We start from the raw sequence: 24,978 nt of genomic DNA on the forward strand, positions 1-24,978 counted from the left end.
CGACCTACCCGATCAGTCGAGGTCGACCGAGATCTCGCCCGCGGCATCGGCGCGTACCGGATACGCGCGCACACCTGCCCCACCGAACGCGACCTCGTCGCCCGTGGACAGGTCGTAGGTGTGATTGTGCAGCGGGCAGACGACGACGCAATCGTCGATCAGGGCGTCGGCGAGCGGACCACCGCGGTGTGGGCACACGGCGTCGAGTGCACGCAGCGAATCGTCGCGCAGTCGGAACACGGCCACCTGGGTGCCGGCCACTCCGAAGGCGCGCCCCTCTCCGCGTGGGATGTCGGCGATGTTGCCGATGCTGACCTCGCTCATCGGACCGGCACCTGCGGCAGCGGCAACAATGGCAGTGCAGAACGGAACTGGCCGGGTGTGGCGGGCTCTTTGCCGTCCTGCCACGGATCGCGGTAGGCGTCGACGGAGCGCTGCATGTTGGTATCGAGTTGCTGCGCAATGCCTTCGGCATCGTCGACGACGACGGCCCGGATCTTCTCGATACCGTACCGCGGCACCCAGGCGTAGGTGCGCTCGAGCCATTTCGCGTTCTCCCGGTAGTACTGGAGGAATCGCCCGGTCAGGGTCATCACCTCGTCGGGGCTGTCGACGGTCGCGAGCAGATCACCTTTGCGGATATGCGCGCCCGCGGCGCCGCCCACGTAGATCTCCCACCTGCCGCCGTCGATCGCGACGACGCCGAGGTCCTTGCAGAGGGCTTCGGCGCAGTTGCGCGGGCACCCGGTGACCGCGAGTTTCATCTTGGCAGGACCCGCGATTCCCTGATATCGCTCTTCCAGCGCAATTCCCAGAGCAGTGGAGTCGCCGACACCGAATCTGCAGAAGTCGCTGCCCACACAGGTTTTCACGGTCCGGAAACTCTTGCCGTAGGCATATCCCGACGGCATGTCGAGATCGGCCCACACATTCGGCAGATCCTCCTTGCGCACGCCGAGCAGATCGATGCGCTGACCGCCGGTGAGCTTGATCATCGGTACGTCGTACTTCTCGGCGACATCGGCGATCCTGCGTAGTTGATCCACACTCGTCACACCGCCCTTCATCTGCGGCACGACAGAGAATGTGCCGTCGCGCTGGATGTTCGCGTGCACCCGGTCGTTGATGAACCGCTCGGCGCGTTCGTCGATGAAGTCGGCGCCCCACATCATCTCGAGCAGCGACGACAGACCCATCTTGGAGTTGGCGTCCTCTTTGCCGTCCGGGGCGAGCGCGGCGAACACCGACCGAACCGAGTACAGCTTGAGTTCTCGGATGAGCCGCATCAGTTCCGGCTTCTCGTACGGAATACCGGGCACATACCAGTTCGCAGAAGGGTCCTCGGTGACCACGCCTCCGGCAGCCCATTCGACGACCTGCGCGACAAGGGATTTGCACGACCCGCAGCCTTTGCCCGCACGTGTCGCGGCCATCACGCCGGACACCGACGTGGTGCCGTCTGCGACGCAGGAGACGATCGTCGCCTTGTCGACTCCGTTGCAGTTGCACACCTGGGCGTCGTCGGACAGTTCGGCGACTCCTGTCGCGGCGTCCGGTGTTCCGATGTCGAACATGAGCGAGAGCCGTTCGTCTGGCAGTTCGCTGCGCTGGTCGAACGCCTGCATGAGGAACGAGACCTTGCTGACGTCCCCGACGAGCGTGGCGCCGACGAGCTTGTTGTCACGGATCACGACGGTCTTGTACACGCCGTGCCTCGGCTCGTAGAACTGCAGGAACTCGTCGTCGTCGAATTCTGGTGCCTTGACGCCCATCTGGGCCACATCGACCCCTGCGACCTTGAGTTTCGTCGACGTCCGCGAACCGCGATACGACGCCGACGCATCCGCTGCGGTGATGTGATCGGCGAGCACCTTCGCCTGCTCCCACAGCGGTGCGACCAGCCCGTACACCTGACCACGATGCTGTGCGCACTCGCCGACGACGTAGATGTCGTCGTCGTCGATCGATCGCATGTGGTCGTCGACGACGATCGCGCGTTCGACGGTGAGACCAGCACCACGAGCGAGACCGACGTTGGGACGAATCCCGGTGGCGAGAACCAAGAGATCGCAGTCGAGCCGCTCCCCGTCGGCGAATCCGACCGCGGTGATGGCGTTACCGGCGTCGGCATAGGCGTGTGTCGTACGTTTACCGGTGACCACCTCGAGCCCTGTTGACTCGATCGCGCTGCGCAAGACCGCACCACCGGTGTCGTCGAGTTGGGCGTTCATGAGGATCGGTCCCGAGTGGACGACAGTGGCGTCGAGTCCCCGACCGTGCAGCCCGTAGGCGGCTTCGAGCCCGAGCAGCCCACCACCGATGACCGCGGCGTGCGTTGCGTCGCCCGCGTGCTCGATGATGGCGTTGGTGTCGTCGAGACTGCGGAAGCCGAAGACCCCGCCGAGCAGTGTCGTGTCGTCGACCCAGAGTCCGTCGATCGGCGGGAAGAACGCCCGACTGCCCGTCGCGATGACGAGTTTGTCGTAGCCGACCCTCGAACCGTCGTCGGCCAACACGACTTTGGCGTACGGGTCGATCCGGACCACCCGCACGCCCGCCCGCAGGTCGATGTCGTTGTCGCGATACCAGTCGACGGTGTTCAGGTAGATGTCGTCGGGGGCATCGGTGCCTGCGAGCACATGCGAGAGTGCGATGCGGTTGTAGTTGCCATACGGTTCGTCGCCGAACACGGTGATCGCGAACTGCGACGCCCCGCCCCTGGCGATGATCTCCTCGATCGTCCGCGCGCCCGCCATACCGTTGCCCACGACGACGAGCGAGCTCATCGGCATCAGAACTCCACCAATCCGAGGTCGATGACGACCGTCCCCTGCGTCGACGCGGGTGCGGTCAGCGCCAGGGACAGTTCGGCTCCCTCGATGAAGTCCTCGACGAGTCGTAGGGGTACGTGGGTGGCGCCCTGTGCCGGAATCGGGAAGTAGCGCACCGGTTCACCGTTGTGCATCAGCGCCACCGTGATCATCGAGTCGGTGCTGTTACCTCCGCGGAAGTACACCGCCTGCAGCGTGGCACCGTCGGGAACCGTGATGGCCAGGGAGGCGTCGATCGCGTCGAGGGACTCGAACCCCTTTCCGACAAAGGGGAATCGTCCCTGGAGGAATCGCGGAGTGCTGGTGTCGCTCATGGGCGGAAGGTGCCTCTCTGGTCGGTAATGCTGTGGGGCTGTTCACGAACTGCTAGTACACGTCTCGGACGTACCGTTTCTCGGCCGCGAGCGCCTTGACGTAGGCCTCGGCACTGGGACCGGAGAGCTTTCCGTGTTCGGCGACGACGCGGGTCAGCGCGGCGTCGACATCGCGCGCCATCCGTGCCTTGTCACCGCACACGTAGAAGTAGGCACCCTCGTTGAGCCAACGCCACAACTGCGCACCTTTGTCGATCATGCGGTCCTGGACGTAGACCTTGCGCTCCTGATCCCGCGAGAACGCGAGGTCGAGGTCGGTGAGAAAGCCATCGGCACGGAAGGATTCGATCTCGTCTCGATAGTAGAAGTCGGTCGCCGCATGCTGTTCACCGAAGAAGAGCCAGTTGCGCCCGGTGTGTCCGAGCGCTCGACGCTCGTGCAGGAATCCGCGAAACGGTGCGATCCCGGTACCGGGACCGACCATGATCATCGGCGCGTCCGGGTCGGCGGGCGGTGCGAAATGGGCCGAGTGCTGCACCCAGATACTGATCGGGTCGCCGTCGGCGCGGTCGGCGAGATAGGTCGAGCAGACGCCGTGGCGCGCTACACCGTGCACGTTGTAGCGCACCGCGGACACCGTCAACTGCGCCTCGTTCGGGTTCTCCTTCGGGCTCGACGAAATCGAGTACTGGCGCGGAGCAAGGGGTTTGATGACATCGAGCCATTCGTCGACCGCCGCGCGGACAGGGAAGGCGGTGAGCAGGTCGGCAGACAGTCGCCCCCACATCCAGTCGTCGAGCACGTCACGGTTGTCCGGACGTAGTAGTTCGGCGAGGTCGGGTGACCGATGACGATCGGATACGAAGGACAACAATCCCGGGGTGATCCGTGCGATGTCGAGCCGCTCGTACAGCGCGCGGTAGAGCAGCATCTCCTCGTCACCGAGGGTGATGATCTGATCGCCGTCGAGTCCGGTGAGTGCGAGGAACTCCTCGACGTAGGCGGGACTGTTGCGTGGGCAGACGACCAAGGCGTCGCCCGCCTCATAGGTCAGGGTGTCGTCGGGGAGTGCGAATCCGAACTGACGGACGTCTTTGCTCGACCCGGGTCCGCTCAGTCTCGTGTTACGGATCAGAGAGGTCACCAGCGGGTTCTTGCGGCCGTACGGAATGGGCTGCGCACTCGGGGCGGTGTCGGCGGGTGTGGCCTCGGGCGCCGCGGGTGTAGCGACACCCCCCGATGCCGCGACCTCGGCTGCCAGTTCCCCTGTGACCGCGTCGAGCCAACCCTGCGCGGTGGTCTCGAAGTCCGGCTCGCAATCGGCTCGCTCCACCAGCCGGGTGGCGCCGAGCTGGGCGAGTCGATCGTCCAATTTCCTTCCGAAACCGCAGAATTCGTCGTAACTGGGGTCGCCGAAGGCGAGGACTCCATACCGCAGCCCGGCCAACGACGGCGCGCCGTCGCCGCTGAGAGCGTCCCAGAAGGCGCTGGCGTTGTCCGGCGGGTCGCCGTCGCCGGTGGTCGAGGTGACGATCAGGACGGTCCCCTCGGACGTCAGAGCATCGACACCCGCGTCGTCGAGCGTCCTTGTGACCGCAGTGACTCCGGTCGCCGCCAGCGAATCCGCCACGGTCGGGGCGAAGTCCTCGACCGTGCCGGTCTGCGATGCCCACAGCACCTCGACCGTCGGCGCCGACGCACCGGGTTCGTCGGCCCCCTCGGTGGCCGGACGCTGCTCCCCTGTGGTCCCCGCAACGCGCGAGAAGGCGCCGGCCAGCACGCCGTCGACCCACGCGCGGTGCTGCGTGGAGAGCGGTGCTTGTGCAGGCAGCACCGGTACTCCCACCACGGATTCGTCGCTCTGCAGACCGGTCAACACACCGGCCACGTACGCCTGCTCGACCTCGGACAGTTCCGGAGGAGCAGGTGCCGTCGATAGTCCCAGCGCCACGGCAAGGCTCGAATCGGCAGCGGGCGTCGCTTCTGTTACCTGCGCGGCGAGCTGCGTCGGCACCTTCTCGAGCGCCACAGCACTGACCTTGAACTCGGGTTGCAACGACGCCGGGTCGACGGCGTCGTTGGTGACGGCGTTGATGGCGACGTCGGGGCCGAACATGTCACTCCAGTGGAAGGGCGCGAAGCAGTTGCCCGGCCGTACCCGATCGGTGATCACCGCGGGAAGCACCGCCGCACCGCGCCGGGACCGGATGCGTACGGAGTCGCCCTCCGAGATCTGTTGCGCTGCAGCGTCGTCGGGATGCAGTTCGACGAAGGGTGACGGATTGAGCTTGTTGAGCTTCGCGACACGTCCCGTCTTGGTCATGGTGTGCCACTGGTGTGCCAGTCGTCCGGTGTTGAGGATCAGCGGGAACTCGTCGTCCGGCATCTCTGCGGGCGGAAGGAACGGGCGCGCGTGGAACACGGCTCGGCCACTGGGCGTGGGGAACACGAAGTCGGGGACGGAGCCGTCGGCTCGGGTCACCCTGGTCTGGCTCCGACCGTCGTTGAGATAGCGCACCGGATGACGGTCGGCGTCGTCGTCGGGTGGGCACGGCCATTGCAACGGCGTTTCCCGCAGCCGCGCGTAACTCGCGCCACGAATGTCCCAGCCGGTCTTCGGGTTCCAGAATCTCCTGATCTCGTCGAATACCTCTTCTGCCGTCTCGAAGGAGAATCCGTCACGGTAACCCATCTCGGCGGCGATCCGGCAGATCAACTCCCAGTCGGGCAGAGCATCTCCCGGCGGCGACACCGCACGTTGGAACAGGGTGAGATTGCGTTCGGAATTGATCATCACGCCGTCGGACTCGGTCCACAGCGTGGCGGGCAGAGCCACGTCGGCGTACGGCAGGGTCTCGTTCTCGGCGAAGACGTCCTGCACCACGACGAGTTCACATCGCTGCAGTGCTTCGATCACCTTCGACCGGTTGGCCACGCTGGCAACGGGATTGGTGCAGATGATCCAACACGCCTTGATCTCGCCTGCCGCCATCTGGTCGAACATGTCGATCGTGCCTGCGCCGACATCGGGTCGAATGGAGCCTCGTGGAACTCCCCAGACGTCCTCGCAGAAGTCACGGTCGGCTTCCGACAGCACCGCCCGTTGGCCGGGAAGTCCCGGCCCCATGTAACCCATTTCACGGCCACCCATGGCGTTGGGCTGTCCGGTCAGTGAGAACGGTCCGCTACCGACACGGCAGATCGCACCTGTGGCCAGGTGCAGGTTGACCAACGCGTTGGTGTGCCAGGTCCCGTGGACCGACTGGTTGAGACCCATCGTCCAGCAGCTCATCCAGTTGGCGGACTCGGCGATCCAGGTGGCGGCAGTGCGGATGTCGGACTCGGGGATGCCGGTGATCTCACTGACGTGCGCGGGCGTGTAGTCGGCGACGAACTCCTTGGTGGCGTCGAATCCCTCGGTGTAGTCGGCGACGAAGTCGTGATCGACCGCATCGGCCTCGATCAGCAGATGCAGCAGCCCGTTCAACAGTGCGAGATCGGTGCCCGGCGCCACCTGAAGGTAGAGGTCGGCCTTCGCGGCGGTGGCCGTGCGTCGCGGATCGACGACCACGAGCTTCGCGCCCGCCTTGACCCGCTCCATCATCCGTAGGAACAGGATCGGGTGGCAGTCGGCCATGTTGGAGCCGATGACCAGGAAAAGGTCGGCGTTGTCGAAATCCTGATAGGAACCTGGCGGCCCGTCGGCGCCGAGGGACTGCTTGTATCCGGTTCCCGCGCTGGCCATGCACAACCGCGAGTTGGATTCGATGTTGATGCTGTGCAGGAAGCCCTTGGTGAACTTGTTGGACAGATACTGGGCTTCCGTCGACATCTGACCCGAGACGTACACCGCGACAGAATCGGGGCCGTGTTCGTCGGCGATCGCGCGCATGCGCCGCGCCGCGAAGCCGATGGCTTCGTCGATGCCCACGGACTCCCGCTCGCCGTCGCGACTGGTCCGCATCGACGCCTTCTCCATCCGGCCCGGTGCTGCGAGCAGGTCAGACGTGGTCGAGCCCTTGGTACACAGCCGACCGAAGTTCGTCGGGTGGTCTTTGCGTCCGGTGGTCTTGGTCACCAGCGGCAGGTGATCGCCGTCGGGCGCCGACACGTGCAGGACCATTCCGCACCCGACCCCGCAGTATGCGCAGAGAGTGTCGACGGTGGTGGTCTCGGCCATGACTCCATGGTCGAACGCCCATGTTTCGAGGTCCGTGACAGCTCGTTACCGGTCGATCACATGGTTCTCACATTGCCTGGTCGCGCGTGTGAGGTCGCGGAGCCGTCCACGGCGGCCCGCACCCGGTCGACGACGAGATCGGCGATGCGAGGGTCGGCGCCGAGCGGTTCGCCCACGCCGTCGGCGCCGTACTCGGCGAGTCTGGAATGAAACAGACCGGGCGCCAACAGGTATGACGCGATGAAGACGCGTCGGCGCCAGTTGCGCACCTCGGCGACCACCTCGGGCACTCGCGGCGTCGCCGTCGCGATGTAGCCGACGGGCACGTCGTCCCCGATCAGATCGCTCAGGTAGGCGGCGGCCTTCTCCACCTCGCCGAGTGCCAGCGGATCCGACGACCCGGCCGCCGCCATCACCACCGCATCACCCGGTCGCCATCCTGCTGTCCGCAGACGGTCGCGCATCACCTCTGCCAGCACGGGATCGGGGCCGAGGTTGTCGCACATCGTCACGTCGCGATGTCCGCTCGCCTCGACGTGCGCGGGGATGTCGCGCCGCACGTGGTAACCAGCGGCCAGGAACACGGGGATCACCAGCGCGGCGTCGTCGGTCTCGGCGAGCAGCTCCGACGGCGACGGGCCGAGGACGTCGACGAACGCAACGCGGGTCTGACCGATGCGTTGGCCGACCAGGGCGGCGATGCGTCCGATGGTGTCGACTCCCGCCAGCGAGCGGGTGCCGTGCGCCACGAGGATAGGTGCCGCGCGGCCGCGGGTTGGTTCAGGTGTCATCGGAATCGTTCTCGTCGTATTCGAGGTCGACTGCGAGGCGATAGCCCCGCTTGACCACGGTCTGGATCATCTTCGAATCGCCCAGCGCGGTGCGCAGTCTGGTGATCGCCATCTCGACGGCGTGCGTGTCGGTTCCGCCGCCGGGGAGTTCGTCGAGCATCGCCTTGCGTGAAATAACCTGCCCCGGAACGCGATGCAGCACACGTAGCAGAGCCATGCTCGATCCGGTCACCTGCCGGTAGCACCCGTCGACCACCACACCCGATGCCCGAAGGCTCAGGTCGTGTCCGGCGACACGGAGCACGGTGGCACGTCGCGGGAGCTCGTCGGCGATGAGTCTGACCAGCGCACCGAGCCGGAATCTACTGGGCTGCAACGTCGGAACCTGCAGTGCGTGCAAGGGACCAGCGGTCACGTTGCCCACGCACATCGCGGGTACGGCTGTGCGCATCGCATGCAGCAGCGGCTCGAGTGCACCCGCGCGGTGTGCCTGTCCGAGCATGGATGCGACGGCCGGTGCGCTGGTGAACGTGACGGCGTCGAGGTCACGGTTGATGACCGCGTCGATCATCCTGCTCATGGGTTCGGTGTCGTCGGGTGGCGTCCACCGGTAGACCGGAACGGGCACGACGTCGGCGCCTGCTTCCCGAAGCACATCACACAGATCGGGCAGCGGCTCCCAACTGGTCGTGGCGCCGTGTAGTTGCACGGCCACCCGCAGCCCGGCCACCCCCTCCTCGAGCAGTTCGCGGATCAGTTCGCTCGAAGACTCACTCGGTGGAGACCACTGTTCGCGCAGACCTGCGGCACGGATGGCGCCCTTGGCCTTGGGCCCCCGCGCCAACAACCGGACGTCGCCGAGAGTGTCCACGAGATCGTCGGCGAGCCCCCATCCGTCGGCAGCCTCCACCCATCCGCGGAACCCGATGCCGGTCGTCGCGACGAGGATGTCCGGGGGTTGGTTGAGAATCGCCTGGGTTGCGCGCTCGAGTTCGTCGTCGTCGACCAGTGGGATGATGCGGATGGCGGGCGCATGGACCACCGTCGCGCCTCGCCGTTCGAGCAGCGCCGCGAACTCGTCTGCGCGACGTGCGGCGGTGACGCCGATGGTGAAACCGATGAGGGTCTTCTCGGGGTTGGCGGTCCTGTCCGGGGAGGTCGGGGGCGTCGTGGTCGGGTCGGACTGAGTCATCAGGGGGCGCAGACCTCGATCGTCCCGTCGACGACGCGAACCGGGTACATCCGCAGCGCACGGGACTCGTCGTCGAGGCAGACACCCGTGTCGAGCGAGAAGATCTGTTTGAGCAGCGGCGACGCAACCGTCGGCACGCCTGCCCTGTCGCCGACCAACCCGCGGGACATCACGGCAGCACGCCCGAACGGATCGATGTTGTCGACGACCCGCAGGTCGGGTTCGGGGCCATCGGTCAGCCGGAACACAGCCACCTGGGTGTCGCCGATCAGTGCGGCCACACCGCGGCCGACGCTGACCCGGTCGAGCGGACAGATGGCCACCCAGGTCTCCTCGGAACGCGCTGTGGTCGGTGTGGCGGGTGCGTCGTCCAACGCGGTCATGATGCTGTCTCCTTGACCTGGGTGGTGTCCCCGACGGGCAGGGTCGGTAGACCGAGAAGCACCGGGACCTTGCGCCCCGACGAGTCGTCGAAGGCGATGGTCGGGTCGGGTGTCTCGGGGGCGTTCACGAAGGAAACGAATCGGCGCAGCTTCTCTTCGTCGTCGAGCACTGCGGCCCACTCGTCGCGGTAGCCGTCCACGTGTCGGGCGACCGCGTCTTCGAGGTCACCCGCTATACCCAGGATGTCGTCACAGACGATCTCCCGCAACCGATCGAGCCCTCCGGCGAAGCTCTCCTGCCACGGTGCGGTGCGCTGTAACCTGTCCGCGGTCCTGATGTAGAACATGAGGTAGCGGTCGATGTAGCGCACGAGCGTCTCGTCGTCGAGCCCCGATGCAAGAAGCTTTGCATGCGAAGGACTTTGGCCGCCATTGCCGCCGACGTAGAGGTTCCAGCCCTGTTCCGTCGCGATCACGCCGACGTCCTTGCCCCGCGCCTCGGCGCACTCGCGAGCACATCCGGACACACCGAGCTTGATCTTGTGCGGTGAGCGCAGCCCACGATAGCGGTGTTCGAGGCGCACGGCCATCGCCACGGAGTCCTGCACGCCGTACCTGCACCAACTCGATCCGACGCAGCTCTTCACCGTGCGCAGGCTCTTGCCGTACGCATGCCCCGATTCCATTCCGGCGTCGACGAGTCGGCGCCAGATCTCGGGTAACTGCTCGACCCTGGCACCGAACATGTCGATGCGCTGGCCACCGGTGACCTTGGTGTAGAGCCCGAAGTCCTTGGCGATCTGCCCGATCACGATGAGCTGGTCGGCGGTGACCTCGCCGCCGGGCATCCGCGGAACCACCGAATAGGTCCCGTTCTTCTGCAGATTCGCCAGGAAGTGGTCGTTGGTGTCCTGCAGGGCCGCCTGCTCGCCGTCGAGGATGTGGTCGCTCGACGTCGAGGCGAGGATCGACGCGACGGTGGGTTTACAGATCTCGCATCCACCGCCGGCGCCGAAGCGCCCGATCAACTCGGAGAACGTCCGGATACCCGTCGCGGCGACGATTGCGAACAACTCGGCGCGCGACTGCGTGAAGTGTTCGCACAGCGCGGTGGACAGTTCGACACCGGAATCGGCGAGCAACCGGGTGATCGAGGGCACGCATCCGCCGCATGTGGTGCCGGCCGATGTGCAGGCCTTGATGTCGGCGACCGAGCACGCGCCCTCGCCGATGGCCCCACAGATCGCACCCTTGGAGACGCCGTTGCATGAGCAGATCTCGGCGTCGTCGGGTAGTGCCGACAGTCCGATACCGGCTCCCTCGGCGCCCGCGGGTGCGATCAGCGACGAAGGATCGCCCGGAATCTCGCGCCCCACCATGGGCTTGAGCATCGCGTACGCCTCGGCGTCGCCGACGAGGATGCCGCCCAACAGCGTCGACGCGTCGTCGGAGAGTACGAGCTTCTTGTACGTGCCCGCGACCGGATCGGAGTAGACGATCTCCAGGGCGTTCTCGGTGACTCCCATCGCATCGCCGAAACTCGCGACGTCGACGCCGAGCAACTTCAGCTTGGTCGACATGTCGGCACCGGGGAACAGCGAGTCGCAGGTGCCGAGAATCCCGTCTGCCGCAATCTCGGCCATCGTGTAACCGGGCGCCACGAGGCCGTAACAACGACCCTCGACGGCTGCCACCTCCCCGATGGCCCAGATGGACGGATCGCTTGTGCGGCATCCGGTGTCGGTGATGATTCCGCCCCGTTCGCCGACGTCGAGTCCGGCTTGGCGGCCGAGCGCGTCCTGTGGCCGGACACCGGCCGAGAACACCACGAGCGCGGCGTCGAGAACCGTTCCGTCCGACAACGTGACAGCGAGGAAGTCGTCGTCGGAGTCGGCGATCGCTGTCGTCGACACCCCGGTGTGTACGTGCAGCCCGAGGTCGCCGACGAGCGAGGCGAGCAGTGCGCCACCGCCGTCGTCGACCTGCAGCGGCATGAGGCGGGGCGCGAATTCGACGATGTGCGGGGTCATTCCGAGCAGCCGGAGGGCATTGGCAGCTTCCAGCCCCAGCAATCCTCCACCGACCACGACACCCGGCGCCCCCGGGGGCGCGGCTTCGGCGACCGCGCGGATCGCGTCGAGATCGGCCAGTGTCCGGTAGGTGAAGCTGCGCGGATTGTCGCGGCCCTCGACCGGCGGCACGAACGGATACGAGCCGGTGGCCAGAACCAGAGCGTCGTAATCGATTTCGTCACCCGACGACGTGATGACACGACGCTGCTCGCGATCGATCGTGGCGGCCGCCTCACCCACACGGAGTTCGACGACCTCGTCGCCCGCATAGGTGTTGTCCGGCAGCGCCATCGACAGGGGATCCCACGAGCCCACGTAGCTCGAGAGGCCCACCCGGTCGTATGCGGCAACCGGCTCCTCGCTGAGCACGATCACGTGGTAGCGATCCGCGGTGTCACGTTCGCGCAGTTCTTGGACGAACCGGTGTCCGACCATTCCGTGACCGACCACCACGCAGGTTCGGGTGTCGGTGATGTTCTCCGAAGTCATTTCGCGGCTCCCTGCGCGGGACTCGGGGACAGCTCGGTGTCGTCGACGGCGGGCTCGCCATCGGCAGGTCCGGACGTCTCGTCGGTGACCGGGATGTCGGTGGTTTCGCGCTCTTCGAGGACGATCTCGCTACGGGCGTAGAAGAACCAGGTGATGATCGCCGCGATCACGTAGAAGCCGAGGAACACCCAGAATGCTGCTGTCGCAGACTGATTGGCCTTGTAGCTCGACCGCAGGACGAGGTTGATACCGACTCCGCCGAGCGCGCCGACTGCGCCTGCGATGCCGATGAGCGCGCCTGACATCTTGCGGGACCAGATGACGCGGCCCATGGTGGTCAGACCGGTGAGGTTGCGGGCCTTGTGCTCGAAGACCGTCGGGATGATTTTGTAGACCGAACCGTTGGCGATACCCGAGATCAAGAACAGCAGGATGAACCCGACGATGAAGCCGATGAGTTGCGCGGTGCCGATCTTGTGGTGGACGTGGGCGTCGGCAGCCATTCCGGAGATCACCAGCAGTGCCGACGACGCGATCATCGCGAGGAAGCACACGAAGGTGATGCGGCCCCCGCCGAAGCGGTCGGCGAGTTTTCCGCCGTAGGGGCGGGCGATGGAACCGAGAAGCGGTCCGATCCATGCGATCTGGGCAGCGGCGAGTGCGGCGTTCCCGACACCCGATGACTTGAAACTGATCTGCAGCACCTGCGAGAACGCGAAGCTGAAGCCGATGAACGAACCGAACGTACCGATGTAGAGCAGCGAGATCAGCCACGTGTCACGGTATTTCAGGCAGTCGACCATCGAACGGTAGCTTGCGGTCTGATGGTCGAGGTTGTCCATGAAGATGGCTGCACCGATCGCGGCGAACGCGAGGGCGACCAGATAGATGGCACACACGATCTCGGGCTTGTCGGACGAGAGCCAGATCACCAGGAGACCGATCAACTGGATGACCGGGACACCGAGATTGCCGCCACCGGCATTGAGCCCGAGCGCCCAGCCCTTGAGTCGGTGCGGGAAGAACGCGTTGATGTTGGTCATCGATGAGGCGAAGTTGCCGCCACCGAGACCGGTGAGCGCCGCGACGAACAGGAACCAGCCGAACCCGAACTTGCCGGGGTTCATCATCAGCATCAACACGAGGCCGGTCGGGATGAGGAGCACGACAGCGGAGAAGATCGCCCAGTTGCGGCCGCCGAACTTCGCCGTCGCCTGGGTATAGGGAATGCGCAGACATGCACCGACGAACGTCGCCGTCGCGGTGATCGCGAACTTCTGGTCGAGGCTGATGCCGTACTTCGGCGACATGAACAGGACCATCACCGAGAACAGCGACCAGATCGAGAACCCGATGTGCTCGCAGATGATCGACCAGACCAGGTTGCGCTTGGCGATCTGGGCGCCGCCTGCGTCCCACGCCTGCCGGTCTTCCGGGTCCCACCCGGTGATGTGGTGTTTGCGGGTGTACGTGTAGCTCATGGGGGTGCTGCTTCCTGAAAAGTCGGGGCTGGCCGGTCGCGTGCTGCGCTGCCGCGATCCGATGTGTTCCCAACGGTAGGAAACCGCTATTGCAGGAAGTTTTCTCCGCGTGACCCTTCCGTCACAGTCTGCTCACCGGTCGAATGACCGGGATGTGAGAAGTCCGCGGTGCCTGTTCGGGGAGAGAATCCACCCGAACACGCCTTGTGGCGAACCTACTTCTTCGCGGGAGCCTTGGCCACCGCAGGCTTGGCGGCAGGCGCGGGCTTCGCGTTCAGGTCGGCCTCGATCATCGGCCAGGTGTCGTGGAGATCCTGCTCCCAGTATGCCCAGGAGTGCGTGCCGCCTGATCGGGTCAGCACCTTGTTGGGCACGTTGAGTTCCTTCATGCGCTGCGCCATCTGCTGGGTGCAGTTGTTCACGGCCGCCTCGATGACTCCGCCGAGCAGGACCTGATTGGCGAGCGTGACGGGGTCGCCGTTGATCAGCGGGGAATCGAGTCTGTCGTACTGGCCGGGCAGTCCTGTGCCGCTGGTCATGTAGACCTTGGTGCCGCGCAATTTTGCCGCGTTGAGGTAAGGGTCGTTCGCGCGCCATCCGGGACCGCCGGGGACTCCCCACATGTTGACGATGTTGCCGCGACCACGGTCGCCGACCACCATCCGGATGTACTGCAGCCCGAGTGGATCACTCGTTCGTGCACATCCGCTGTACGCCGCGACAGCCTTGTAGAGCTTGGGGTCGGCAATTGCGAGATTGAGCACGGACGTGCCCGCCATCGAGATTCCCGCGATCGCGTTCGCGCCGGTGGTCTTGAATTCCTTGTCGATCAGCGGGGGCAGTTCCTTGGTGAGGAACGTCTGCCATTTGTTGCGGCCGAGGACCGGGTCGTCGCGCTGCCAGTCGGTGTAATACGAGAACGCGCCGCCGATCGGGGTGACCACGTTGACGTTCTTGTCGGCGAAGAACTGCGCGTAGGACGTCTTGGCTGCCCAGGTGGCCGAATCCTCACCGCCGCCTGCACCGTTGAGCAGATACAGGGTCGGCACCGGCTTACTAGTGTCCTTCGGATGCAGGACCGTGACGGGAATGGCCTTGCCCATCGACGCCGAGTACACGATCAGCGTCGTCTGCAGCGGTGAGTCGTGCACGACGGTCTGAATGCTCGAGGATGCCGGGTCAGGTGCCACCGGCGTCGGGTCGGCGGCGGCCACCCCGCTCATCGTGGCGGCACCGACCACCACGGCCGCAAGCGCGGTCAGAGCCGACACACACCGAACTCGACGAAGTCGCACCATCAGCCCCTTTAGTCCCATAAATAACAACAGCCTCAGATGTTACTGACCTCATTCCCTTCTCACCAAATGCCCGCGGAGGTCGTTAGGCAGTTGTGACCACGGGATATAGCTACCCCGCGCCCATCCGGCCACATCGACAGGTGACAAGTGTCGGCAAACTCTATAGACTATTTTCCATAGACCTCAGTCGAAGGAGTCACCGTGACCACACTGTCCGTAGAAGAAGAAGCCATCATCAAGACCGTCAAGGACTTCGTCGACAAGCAGGTCCGGCCTGTCGTCCGCGAGTTGGAGCACTCGAACACCTATCCCGAAGACCTCATCGAGCAGATGAAGGAGATGGGTATCTACGGACTCGCGATTCCCGAGCCCTACGGTTTCGCGCAGGTGTCGATGCCCTGTTACGCGCGCGTCACCGAAGAACTCGCACGCGGCTGGATGAGTCTGGCGGGCGCCATGGGTGGCCACACCGTCGTCGCCAAACTGCTCCTCGCGTTCGGCACCGACGAGCAGAAGGAGAAGTATCTGCCACGGATGGCGACGGGCGAGATACGCGCGACGATGGCGCTGACCGAACCGGGTGGCGGCTCGGATCTCCAGGCGATGCGCACCGTCGCTGCCCGCGAGGGCGACGAGTACGTGATCAACGGCTCTAAGACGTGGATCTCGAACGCACGCAAGTCAGACCTCGTCGCACTCCTCTGCAAGACCGACCCCAAGGCACAGCCCGCCCATACCGGCGTATCGATCCTGCTCGTCGAGAAGGTGCCCGGCTTCGAGGTGTCCAAGGACCTGCCGAAGCTCGGCTACAAGGGCGTCGAGAGTTGCGAACTGAACTTCGTCGACGCCCACGTGCCCGCCGATGCGGTGCTCGGCGGTGCAGAGGGCAAGGGATTCGCACAGATGATGAAGGGCCTCGAAACCGGTCGCATCCAGGTCGCTGCTCGCGCAACCGGCGTCGCGCGAGCGGCATTCGACGACGCGCTGGCTTATGCCCAGGACCGCGAGAGCTTCGGCGTCCCGATCTGGAAGCACCAGGCCGTCGGCAACATGCTCGCCACGATGGGCACCAAGCTCGCCGCTGCGCGCAGCCTGTTGCTCGACGCCGCCGATCGCGTCGGCACCGGGCAACGCGCCGACATGGAAGCAGGGATGGCCAAGCTCTTCTGCTCCGAGACCGCGATGGAGATCGCACTCGACGCCGTCCGTATCCACGGCGGGTACGGATACTCCACCGAATACGACGTCGAGCGATACTTCCGCGACGCGCCGCTGATGATCGTCGGTGAGGGCACCAACGAGATCCAGCAGAACGTGATCGCCAAGCAACTGGTGAAGCGCGGCGGACTCGACATCTGATCACCGGCCCGACACCACTGGAGGTGAGCCCGTGCTTCCCCTATCCGGAGTGACGGTCCTGTCACTCGAACACGCAGTCGCCGCACCTTTCGCGACCCGACAACTCGCCGACCTCGGCGCACGCGTCATCAAGGTCGAACGACCGGGCACCGGCGACTTCGCCAGAGCCTACGACGAATCCGTCGACGGCCTGGCCAGTTACTTCGTGTGGCTCAACCGTTCCAAGGAGTCGATCGCGCTCGACGTGAAATCGGAATCGGGTGCGAAGATGTTGCGCCGGTTGGCCGATCACGCGGACGTCATCGTGCAGAACCTCGGCCCCGGTGCCGCGGAACGACTCGGGCTCGGTGCGCAGGATGTGCGCCGCCGCGATCCCCGAAAGATCGTGCTGTCGATCACCGGCTGGGGCAGCACCGGCCCATGGGCCGATCGCAAGGCCTACGACCTTCTCGTGCAATGCGAAACAGGCCTCGTGTCGATGACCGGAACGCCGGACGACGTCGCGAAGGTCGGCGTCTCCATCGCCGACATCGCCGCCGGGATGTATGGGTTCTCCGGCGTGCTCGCCGCGCTCTACCAACGGCAGGTCACCGGCGAGGGCGCAACCCTCGAGGTCTCGCTCTTCGAGGCACTCAGCGAATGGATGGGCCAGCCGGCGCATTTCACCGCCGGAGCGGGCCGGCAACCGGGACGCTTCGGTGCGGCACACGCCACCATCTCCCCCTACGGCCCCTATTCGGCCGCCGACGGACACACCTTCCTCCTCGCCATACAGAACGAGCCCGAGTGGCAGCGGCTCTGCGAGATCGTCTTCGACGACGCCGCGCTCGCGGCCGATCCGCGGTTCGCGTCGAACACGCTGCGCGTCGCCAACAGGGACGCGGTCGACGCGGCGGTGACCGAGCACTTCGGTCGCAGGACCACCGACCAGCTCACCAAACTGCTGAAGCGGGCGAAGATCGCGTTCGGCGGCGTCAACACGGTCTCGGAGTTCCTGGATCATCCGGTTCTTGCGGGACGCGACCGCTGGCGCAGCGTCGAGACCGAACGCGGACCGATCCGAGCGCTGTTGCCGCCCATCGGTTTCGGCGACGAGCCCCGCATGGACCCGGTGCCCGCGCTCGGCGCCGACAGCGTGACGATCGCCCGCGAGTTGGGTGTCTCTGACGACGAGATCGACGACCTCGTCGCGTCAGGGGTTCTCGGCACCCACGGTTCGGACCAGGTGCGAAGCACGAACGCACACGACACCAGCACAGTCCAGGGAGGCCCCCGTGACCGACACGACGACCACCACATTGAGCAGCTTCGTCGAGGACTGGTCGCCGCAACCCGTCGTAGAGCACGACGAGCTCGACCCGGCGCAGGCGACACGACTGGCAGCCACGTTCGACCTGAACGAGACCTTCTCTGCCGGTTCGCATGTGCCGATGACGTGGCAGTGGGTGTACTTCTCCGAGTGGCCGCGCAGCAGCGAGCTCGACGCAGACGGGCATCCATCCGACGGGCATTTCCTCCCCCCGATACCTGACCGCAGGCGCATGTTCGCGGGATCGTCGATGCGGATGACGCGCCCACTTCGACTCGGCGTGCCCGCACAGAAGCGATCGAGCCTCGAGTCGGTCACCGAAAAGCACGGCCGCACCGGAGACATGCTCTTCGTCACCGTCCGCAGCGAGTACTCACAGGACGGCGAGGTGGTACTCGTCGAAGACCAGGATCTGGTGTACCGCAGCGATTCCGGTGCTTCACGTCCGTTCACGCGGGAGGTCGAAGAACTCGGTCCGACCGACGCTCCGTGGACCGCTGAGCCGACTCCGACGACCCCACTACTCTTCCGCTACTCGGCGCTGACGTCGAACGCGCATCGTATCCACTACGACCAGCCGTACGTGACCGAGGTCGAGGGATACCCCGACCTCGTGGTGCACGGCCCGCTGCTGGCCACCTATCTCGCCGAGCTGGTCCGGTCACAGAGTGGAGGACGATCGTTGCGCGCCTTCGACTTCCGGCTACGCAAGCCACTGTTCCTCGGCGACGCCTTCCGAGCCGAGGGACGCCCGGATGGCGACACCGTCGACCTCCGGATCGTCAGCGGCGTCGACACCGTACATGTCAGCGGGCGAGGTGAATTCGCATGAACCTCGACGCGGTACGCACAGCCCGCACACTGCTGTTCGTCCCGGGAAACCGACCCGATCGATTCGCCAAGGCGCACGCCGCCGGAGCCGACCTCGTCGTGATCGACCTCGAGGATGCGGTGTCGCCCGATGACAAGACCTCGGCGCGCGACGCCGTCGCGCAGTGGCTCTCCGATGGGCACGAGGCAGTGGTCCGGATCAACGGGGCAGACACGGAGTGGTTCGACGCCGACGTCGCCATGCTCGGCCCGACCGGCGCCCCGGCGATGCTGGCCAAGGCCGAGGATCCCGCGACGATCTCGTCGGTGGCCGACTCGTCGACCTCGGTCATACCGCTCGTCGAGACGGCCGTCGGCATACTGCGCGCCGCCGAACTGGCTGCGGTATCCGGTGTCGCACGCCTCGCGTTCGGCGCCATCGACTTCGCGGCAGAACTCGGCGTCGACCCCGATGATCGCGAGGCGCTCCTGCTCGCGCGCTCCACACTCGTCCTGGCGTCGGCCGCGGCACACCTCGGCTCCCCCGTGGACGGGGTGACCACCGCCCTACGCGACGTCGACAAACTCTCGGATGACGTGGGTTACGCAGCACGAATCGGCATGCGCGGCAAGCTCTGTATCCATCCGGGTCAGGTCTCGACGACTCACGAGTGCCTTGCGCCGTCGACCGAGCAGATCGCGTGGGCACAACGGATCGTCGAGACGGCGCGCTCGGATGGTTCTGCGGTCGCGGTCGATGGCCACATGGTCGATCCACCGGTGGTCGCCCGTGCGCAGCAGATCCTCGCAGCGGCACGCCCATGACCGCGTCGCTCACCGACGGACCACTCACTGGAAGACTGGTGCCCGTGCAGGAGTACCACGAGATCTCACGAACCTCCGACGGCACGCGTCTGGCCGTGCAGGTGCGCGGTAGCGGTCCGGTACTGCTGCTCCTGCCGGGCCAGGCCAACAACCACCATTGGTGGGACCGTACCCGTAACGATTTCGCCCGCGATCACACGACCGTCACCTTCGATTACCGCGGCACGGGCGACAGCGACTCCCCCGACGGGGACTACAGCACGCAACTGTTCGCGAGAGATGCTCTCTCTGTTCTGGATTCGTTGTCGATCGGTCGATTCGACGTCTACGGAACGTCGATGGGCGGGCGCACGGCCCAATGGATTGCCATCGCCGCGCCCCATCGCGTCCGTCGACTCGTACTCGGCTGTACCACGCCCGGCGGACGTCATGCGCGCGAACGCGATCCGGATATCCGACGCGCCCTGGCCGGCCCGGACGCCACGCAGGTCATGACCGATCTGATGTACACGCCCGCTTGGCAGGCCACACATCCGGGCCCGTACACCGTGCTCGGCGATCCGACGATGTCGGCGCGGGCACGCCGACAACATCTGCGTGCCAGCGATTCCCACGACGCATGGGCACGACTTCCCGAGATCGCCGCACCGACACTGATCCTGCACGGCTCCGACGACCAGTTCGCACCGGTCGTGAACGCCCAGATTCTGGCAGATGCCATCCCCGATGCGACGACCCACGTGTTCGACGGCGCGCGCCACGCGTACTTCGACGAGTACCGCGCGCAGGCGAGCCCACTCGTTCTCGACTTCCTCGACGACGCGCCCGGGGTTCACACGACGGGCTAGGTGTCGCCGAGCCGGTGCACCAGTGCCGCCAAAGCATCAGCGGCCGAAACCAATTCGGTCCTCAGCGGCTGTGGGAGTTCATCGATTCCTGCCGCCAGTTCAGCGATGTGCGCATCTCGTCTCGCTTCGATGTATGCCGACCCGGACTCGGTGATGGCAACGATCGACGCGCGGCCGTCTGCGGGGTCGGCGCGTCGCTCGACCAGCCCGTCGCGCTCGAGAGAGGTGATCAACGCTGTCATCGTCGGCGCGGTGACACCCTCGATCGTCGCGAGGGTCGTCGCCCGTCGGGGACCACTGCGCCACAGCGTGAACAGCGTCGCCGCACCACCGATACTCAGCTCACGCGTTCTGCGTTCCAGGGTGTGGGTCAACAGATCGAACAGCGCAGCAGCGGCCTCGGCGGTCGGTTCGGCTGCGGACATGTCTGGCATCCTATGTGGATTGCACAGAGTCCGTAAATGCGCGGCTCTGCCGCCCGAACTGTCCTGCGGCTCTGCCGCCGTTCGCTGCTCAGCGCTGCGCGGCGAGAAGGTGTCCGGCGTTACTGATGTGGGCGACCATAGCCGCACGTGCTTTATCGGCGTCACGGGCGCGCAACCCGGCGATGATGGCCCGGTGATCGGCAGCCGACGCCTGTGGCCAGCCCTCGACCGACGCGAAGAATCGACGCGGCGCGTAGTTGAGCGAGCCCTTGATCATCCACGACAATTTCGGCGAGTCCGCAGCCGAATAGATCATCCGGTGGAAAACGTGGTTGAGTCGCTCCACCTCGTCGTAGTCGGCTGTGTCTGCTGCGTGTTCGAGCTCGGCCTGGATCGCGGCGAGGGCGTCGAGGTCGTCGTCGCCCATCCGCGACGTCGCGCGCGCAGCGAGTTCACCTGCGAGCAGCGACTGACCGGTGAACACGTCCTCGATGTCGGCGGCGCTCAACGGCGCGACCATGAATCCCCGACGTGGCTCGACGCGCAGCAATCCTTCGCTCTGCAGCGTCAACAGCCCCTCACGCATGGGCGTCGCGGAGATGTCGAGTTCGGCTGCCATCGTCTCCGGACGGATGAACTGCCCCGGTTCGAGTTGCCCGGAGACGATCAGTTCGCGTACATGCTCGGCCGCTTCGTCGGACAGCCGAGGGCGGCGTCTGCGGGAACGTGCGGGAACCTCGGCGCTCATGGAAACAATATAGTCTATTGAGTTCGACGCTCCCCCGACTCAGCGCCGCAATCTGGCGGCTCGTCACCATGCCTGCAGATGAGTCGACGCGCACGGTCGAGCAGCGCGTCCCTGATCTGCGCGGGTTCGAGCACCTCGACGTCGAACTCCGCTGACCACAGCACATTGATGGCGTGTCGTTCACCGATGAACGTCACCGTGGCGAGAACTGTGCCGTCGTCACCGACCTCGTGGACGACCGTGCTGTACGCCTTCGCCTGCATGGCGCTCAGCGACCTGTCGTCGGCACACATCAGCCGCACCGACACCTGTTCGAATCCGGCACGGAAATCGGTGCGTCGACGTTCCCAGATCGCGTCGAGATCGACGTCGTCGTCACGCTCGGCCCGTTCGTCGAGAACCTCGACGTCGGACATCCGGGAAACGCGGTACATCCGCTCCGCCCCTGCGGAATTGGCGACCAGATACCAGACATCTCCGGCGACCACGAGACCCACCGGGTCGACGGTGCGCTCGGTCGCGGCGTCGGCTCCCGGTCTCCGGTAGCGCATGCGGATCCGACGACCGTCGAAGACGGCCTGCTGCACCGGACCGAGCGCCGAGTGGTTCGGCCGCACGCACAAACCCCTCGGGTCGCACGAGCACTCGCGTGGCCGCGCGCATGGCGTCGGGCCGGTAGGCATCGGGGATCGCGGCGGCCACCTTGCGCATCGCACTGGCGAGTTCCGGCGAGTGCAATCGACCGCCGCCGGCGAGCAAAGACGCCGCCTCGGCGGGAGTCAGCCCGGTCAGATCGGTTCGATAGCCGGGGACGAGTGCAAAGCCCCCGTGACGGCCACGCTCGGCGTAGACCGGAATACCCGACACCGACAACGCGTCGATGTCACGCAGCACTGTCCGCTCCGAGACGTCGAGTTCGGCGGCGAGTTGCGCCGCGGTCATCCTGCCATGCGTCTTGAGCAGCATCACCACAGCGAGAAGTCGTTCGGCGCGCATGAAAGCCAATTCTCCGCCAAATCATGACAGAGGGTGTCGTGTATTCCTCGTGTACTCGAGCTGCGACGTCGCGCACGGCGACGTCCTCCGAACCGAGAGGCACGACATGAACACCCCTGCCGACACCGAGACCACCGACACCGAGACCACCGACACCGAGACCACCGACACCGAGAACACCGGTACCGCTTCCACGTCGGCGCCGGCCGACCCCCGGGCCGCCTACGCCGTAGCGACATCGTGGCTCACCGAGATCCTGCGGGGCATCCACCCCGATCAACTCGACGCCCCGACGCCCTGCACCGGGTTCGACGTGCGCACCCTGTCCGCCCACGTCGTGGGAACCGGGCGTCGAGCCGTGGCTCTCGCGAGCGGCGTCGACGTGACGACGATCCCGAGTGTCGCCGACACCCACGATCCGCAGGCGTATGCCGACGCCGTCGCAGAGGCGATAGAGCTCTGGCGCGATGATGCGAAACTGGCTGCGCTGGTGAAGGTTCCGTGGGGCGAGGTCCCCGGCGCCGGTGCGCTGTGGGGATATGTGAACGAAACCATGGTGCACGCATGGGATCTCGCGGTGGCGACGGGGCAGCCCGCCGAAGGCGATTCGGACGTGGCTGCCGCGGCGCTCGTCATCGCCCGGCAATTCATTCCCGCCCAGATCCGCGATCTCCCCGACGTCCCCTTCGGTCCGGTCGTCGAGCCACATCCGGACGCGGGACCCACCGAACAGCTCGCCAACTGGTCGGGCCGTCGCGCGTGGCGGCGGTAACGTCGATGGTGTGCGTCTGAAAACACTCCTCGTCACCGGCCTGGGCACCGCCGCTGCAGCGACCGTCGGTAGCCTCGCATCGAAGTCGGCACTGCAATCGTGGTACCCGAAGCTGACCAAACCGTCGTATGTGCCCCCGGACCTGGCGTTTCCGATCGTGTGGACGGCGATCCACGCCGACCTCGCTGTCACGTCGGCGATCAGCATCGACGAACTCCGCGACAACGATGCCGCCGAGGCGAAGAAGTACGTTGCGGCGCTGGGCGCCAACCTCGCACTCAATGCTGGTTGGAGCTGGCTGTTCTTCGGCGCACATCGCCTCGGCGCCTCGGCGATCACGGCGCTTGCCCTGACGCTGAGCAGCGCCGACCTCGCCCGCCGAACAGCGAACGTCAACACTGCCGCGGGTGCCGCCCTGGTCCCGTATCCACTGTGGTGCGCCTTCGCGACCAAGCTGTCGACGGACGTGTGGCGGCTCAACCGCTGAGCTCACAGGCGGGGCTCCTAGACTGGCGTCGATGAGAGACGACGACGCGCGACCGCAGATGAGTACGGGCGCAACGTCGGACACGGTCACCACCCCGCAACCGGTCCAGTCGACCGGCACGTTCGCATCGCTGTCGGTGCACAACTACCGGCTGTACTTCGGTGGGCAGGCAGTGTCGCTGGTCGGCACGTGGATGCAGGCCACGGCCCAGGCATGGCTGGTGCTCACGCTGAGTGGCTCGTCGTCGATTCTCGGCGTGATCGTCGCACTGCAGGCATTGCCCATCCTGATCATCGGGCCGTACGCGGGCGTGGTCGCCGACCGCGTCAACCGACGACTGCTCATGATCTTCCTCCAGTCGATCATGGGTGTGCTCGCTCTGGTGCTGGCGATCCTCACGCTGGGCGGCTGGATCGAGGTGTGGCAGATCGCGATCCTCGCGCTGCTTCTCGGACTCAACAATGCGTTCGAGAACCCGGCGCGCCAGGCGTTCATCCATCAGATCGTCGGCGAATCGCTCATCCGCAACGCGGTCACCCTCAACTCTGTGATGGTGAACGCCGCCCGTGCGATCGGCCCTGCGGTCGCAGGTGTGCTCCTCGCCGCGGTGGGGGCCGGCTGGTGTTTCGTCATCAACGCGACGAGTTTCGTGGCCGTCGTGGTCTCCCTGCTGGCGATGCGGACCTCGGAGATCTCCCATGAGATCCCCGTCCCCCGCGCCAAAGGGCAACTCCGCGAAGGTCTGCGTTATGTGCGGAGCAAGCCCGTCCTGTGGGTGCCGCTGGTCATGATGGCGCTGGTGGGCACACTCGCCTACGAGTTCCAGGTGTCACTTCCCGTTGCGGCGCGCGATGTCTTCGACGGCGGTCCGCAGGCATTCGGGTTCATGACGTCGTCGATGGGCGTCGGTGCTGTGGTCGGCGGGCTCATCGTCGCCGCACGCGGTACGACCGGACTGCGCACCCTGATCCTGACCTCCACCGGATTCGGAGTCACCATCGCGGTGACCGCCGCGGCACCCACCCTGTGGATGGCGATCGTCGCTCTGTTCTTCGTCGGCTGGCTCAGCGTGTCGTTCATGTCGACCGGCAACGCGACGCTCCAACTCAACTCGCGACCTCAGATGCGGGGGCGGGTGATGGCCCTGTGGTCGGTCGCATTCATGGGATCGACGCCGATCGGCGGACCCTTGATCGGCGCGATCACCGAGGCGGCCGGGGCACGGACAGGACTTGCGGTGGGCGCGGCATCGTGTTTCATCGCGGCCGCCATCGGGCTCGCGGTGTGGCGCCGCACACGATGAGCGACAAAAGCCGAATACCACGTAATCCGGGCGCCGACGAGCCGCGACAGCGGTCTCACAGGAAG

General features: G+C 65.9%; 19 protein-coding genes and 2 pseudogenes. 8 read left to right on the forward strand and 13 right to left on the reverse strand.

The window, feature by feature from the left end; all coding sequences use genetic code 11:
- Positions 1 to 12 precede the first annotated feature (12 nt).
- The 10 genes from LK459_RS05290 to LK459_RS05335 form a co-directional block, all read right to left on the reverse strand.
- Entirely contained in the window at positions 13 to 324 is a 312-nt protein-coding gene (locus tag LK459_RS05290) for a Rieske (2Fe-2S) protein (protein ID WP_007241124.1), read from the reverse strand.
- Positions 321 to 2,792, reverse strand: a complete 2,472-nt coding sequence (gene nirB / locus LK459_RS05295) for a nitrite reductase large subunit NirB (RefSeq protein ID WP_227922177.1) — start codon at positions 2,790 to 2,792, stop codon at positions 321 to 323. The genes LK459_RS05290 and nirB (LK459_RS05295) overlap by 4 nt, the downstream gene beginning before the upstream one ends.
- Positions 2,792 to 3,145 carry a hypothetical protein gene (locus LK459_RS05300; protein WP_007241126.1) on the reverse strand — a complete coding sequence of 118 codons (354 nt, stop codon included), beginning with the start codon at positions 3,143 to 3,145 and terminating at the stop codon, positions 2,792 to 2,794. Before LK459_RS05300 ends, nirB (LK459_RS05295) begins: the two co-directional genes overlap by 1 nt.
- A 52-nt stretch (positions 3,146 to 3,197) precedes the next feature.
- Positions 3,198 to 7,325: a bifunctional nitrate reductase/sulfite reductase flavoprotein subunit alpha gene (locus LK459_RS05305; RefSeq protein ID WP_227922178.1), complete on the reverse strand. Its 4,128-nt coding sequence runs from the start codon at positions 7,323 to 7,325 to the stop codon at positions 3,198 to 3,200.
- Positions 7,326 to 7,381: 56 nt separating this feature from the next.
- Complete coding sequence (locus LK459_RS05310; RefSeq protein ID WP_227922179.1) at positions 7,382 to 8,116, reverse strand: sirohydrochlorin chelatase; 735 nt, start codon at positions 8,114 to 8,116, stop codon at positions 7,382 to 7,384.
- Positions 8,106 to 9,308 carry a uroporphyrinogen-III synthase gene (locus LK459_RS05315; RefSeq protein ID WP_007241129.1) on the reverse strand — a complete coding sequence of 401 codons (1,203 nt, stop codon included), beginning with the start codon at positions 9,306 to 9,308 and terminating at the stop codon, positions 8,106 to 8,108. The genes LK459_RS05310 and LK459_RS05315 overlap by 11 nt, the downstream gene beginning before the upstream one ends.
- Positions 9,308 to 9,691 (reverse strand): nitrite reductase small subunit NirD, encoded by a 384-nt coding sequence (gene nirD, locus LK459_RS05320; RefSeq protein WP_227922181.1) that lies wholly within the window; start codon positions 9,689 to 9,691, stop codon positions 9,308 to 9,310. The genes LK459_RS05315 and nirD overlap by 1 nt, the downstream gene beginning before the upstream one ends.
- Positions 9,688 to 12,252, reverse strand: a complete 2,565-nt coding sequence (gene nirB / locus LK459_RS05325; RefSeq protein ID WP_227922183.1) for a nitrite reductase large subunit NirB — start codon at positions 12,250 to 12,252, stop codon at positions 9,688 to 9,690. The genes nirD and nirB (LK459_RS05325) overlap by 4 nt, the downstream gene beginning before the upstream one ends.
- Positions 12,249 to 13,733, reverse strand: a complete 1,485-nt coding sequence (locus LK459_RS05330; protein WP_227922184.1) for an MFS transporter — start codon at positions 13,731 to 13,733, stop codon at positions 12,249 to 12,251. Before LK459_RS05330 ends, nirB (LK459_RS05325) begins: the two co-directional genes overlap by 4 nt.
- Positions 13,734 to 13,948: 215 nt before the next feature.
- A complete protein-coding gene (locus LK459_RS05335) occupies positions 13,949 to 15,031 on the reverse strand; it encodes an alpha/beta hydrolase (protein WP_227922185.1) in 1,083 nt (360 codons plus the stop codon).
- 201 nt (positions 15,032 to 15,232) lie between these two features.
- On the opposite strand from LK459_RS05335, the gene LK459_RS05340 reads away from it, so the two are divergent.
- From LK459_RS05340 to LK459_RS05360, 5 genes and pseudogenes are all read left to right on the forward strand, one after another.
- Positions 15,233 to 16,390: an acyl-CoA dehydrogenase family protein gene (locus tag LK459_RS05340; RefSeq protein ID WP_227922186.1), complete on the forward strand. Its 1,158-nt coding sequence runs from the start codon at positions 15,233 to 15,235 to the stop codon at positions 16,388 to 16,390.
- 31 nt (positions 16,391 to 16,421) lie between these two features.
- A pseudogene (locus tag LK459_RS05345) lies at positions 16,422 to 17,561 on the forward strand (CaiB/BaiF CoA transferase family protein); the annotation flags it as partial.
- A gap of 103 nt (positions 17,562 to 17,664) precedes the next feature.
- Positions 17,665 to 18,531, forward strand: a complete 867-nt coding sequence (locus tag LK459_RS05350) for an FAS1-like dehydratase domain-containing protein (RefSeq protein WP_227922187.1) — start codon at positions 17,665 to 17,667, stop codon at positions 18,529 to 18,531.
- Entirely contained in the window at positions 18,528 to 19,334 is an 807-nt protein-coding gene (locus tag LK459_RS05355; protein WP_227922188.1) for an HpcH/HpaI aldolase/citrate lyase family protein, read from the forward strand. Before LK459_RS05350 ends, LK459_RS05355 begins: the two co-directional genes overlap by 4 nt.
- On the forward strand, positions 19,331 to 20,182 hold the full coding sequence (locus LK459_RS05360; protein ID WP_227922189.1) for an alpha/beta fold hydrolase: 852 nt from the start codon (positions 19,331 to 19,333) through the stop codon (positions 20,180 to 20,182). The genes LK459_RS05355 and LK459_RS05360 overlap by 4 nt, the downstream gene beginning before the upstream one ends.
- Here the strand turns inward: LK459_RS05360 and LK459_RS05365 are convergent.
- The 3 genes and pseudogenes from LK459_RS05365 to LK459_RS05375 all read right to left on the reverse strand — a co-directional run bounded on the left by LK459_RS05365 (position 20,179) and on the right by LK459_RS05375 (position 22,351).
- The gene (locus LK459_RS05365) at positions 20,179 to 20,607 is read right to left on the reverse strand and encodes a MarR family winged helix-turn-helix transcriptional regulator (protein WP_227922191.1); all 429 of its coding nucleotides are present in this window, start codon (positions 20,605 to 20,607) and stop codon (positions 20,179 to 20,181) included. The genes LK459_RS05360 and LK459_RS05365 overlap by 4 nt on opposite strands.
- Positions 20,608 to 20,695: 88 nt before the next feature.
- Entirely contained in the window at positions 20,696 to 21,355 is a 660-nt protein-coding gene (locus tag LK459_RS05370) for a GntR family transcriptional regulator (RefSeq protein ID WP_227922192.1), read from the reverse strand.
- A gap of 14 nt (positions 21,356 to 21,369) precedes the next feature.
- Positions 21,370 to 22,351: pseudogene (locus LK459_RS05375) on the reverse strand (helix-turn-helix transcriptional regulator).
- Between the two features lie 106 nt (positions 22,352 to 22,457).
- Here LK459_RS05375 and LK459_RS05380 point away from each other — a divergent pair.
- Genes LK459_RS05380 through LK459_RS05390 form a run of 3 tightly spaced genes read left to right on the forward strand, consistent with a single transcriptional unit; the run spans position 22,458 to position 24,913 of the window.
- Positions 22,458 to 23,123, forward strand: a complete 666-nt coding sequence (locus LK459_RS05380) for a TIGR03086 family metal-binding protein (protein WP_227922194.1) — start codon at positions 22,458 to 22,460, stop codon at positions 23,121 to 23,123.
- Positions 23,124 to 23,133: 10 nt separating this feature from the next.
- Positions 23,134 to 23,610: a TspO/MBR family protein gene (locus tag LK459_RS05385; RefSeq protein ID WP_227922196.1), complete on the forward strand. Its 477-nt coding sequence runs from the start codon at positions 23,134 to 23,136 to the stop codon at positions 23,608 to 23,610.
- A gap of 31 nt (positions 23,611 to 23,641) precedes the next feature.
- Positions 23,642 to 24,913 (forward strand): MFS transporter, encoded by a 1,272-nt coding sequence (locus LK459_RS05390; protein ID WP_007240158.1) that lies wholly within the window; start codon positions 23,642 to 23,644, stop codon positions 24,911 to 24,913.
- Positions 24,914 to 24,978: the final 65 nt, after the last annotated feature.

Source organism: Gordonia otitidis, assembly GCF_020735545.1.
GTDB classification, from domain to species: domain Bacteria; phylum Actinomycetota; class Actinomycetes; order Mycobacteriales; family Mycobacteriaceae; genus Gordonia; species Gordonia otitidis.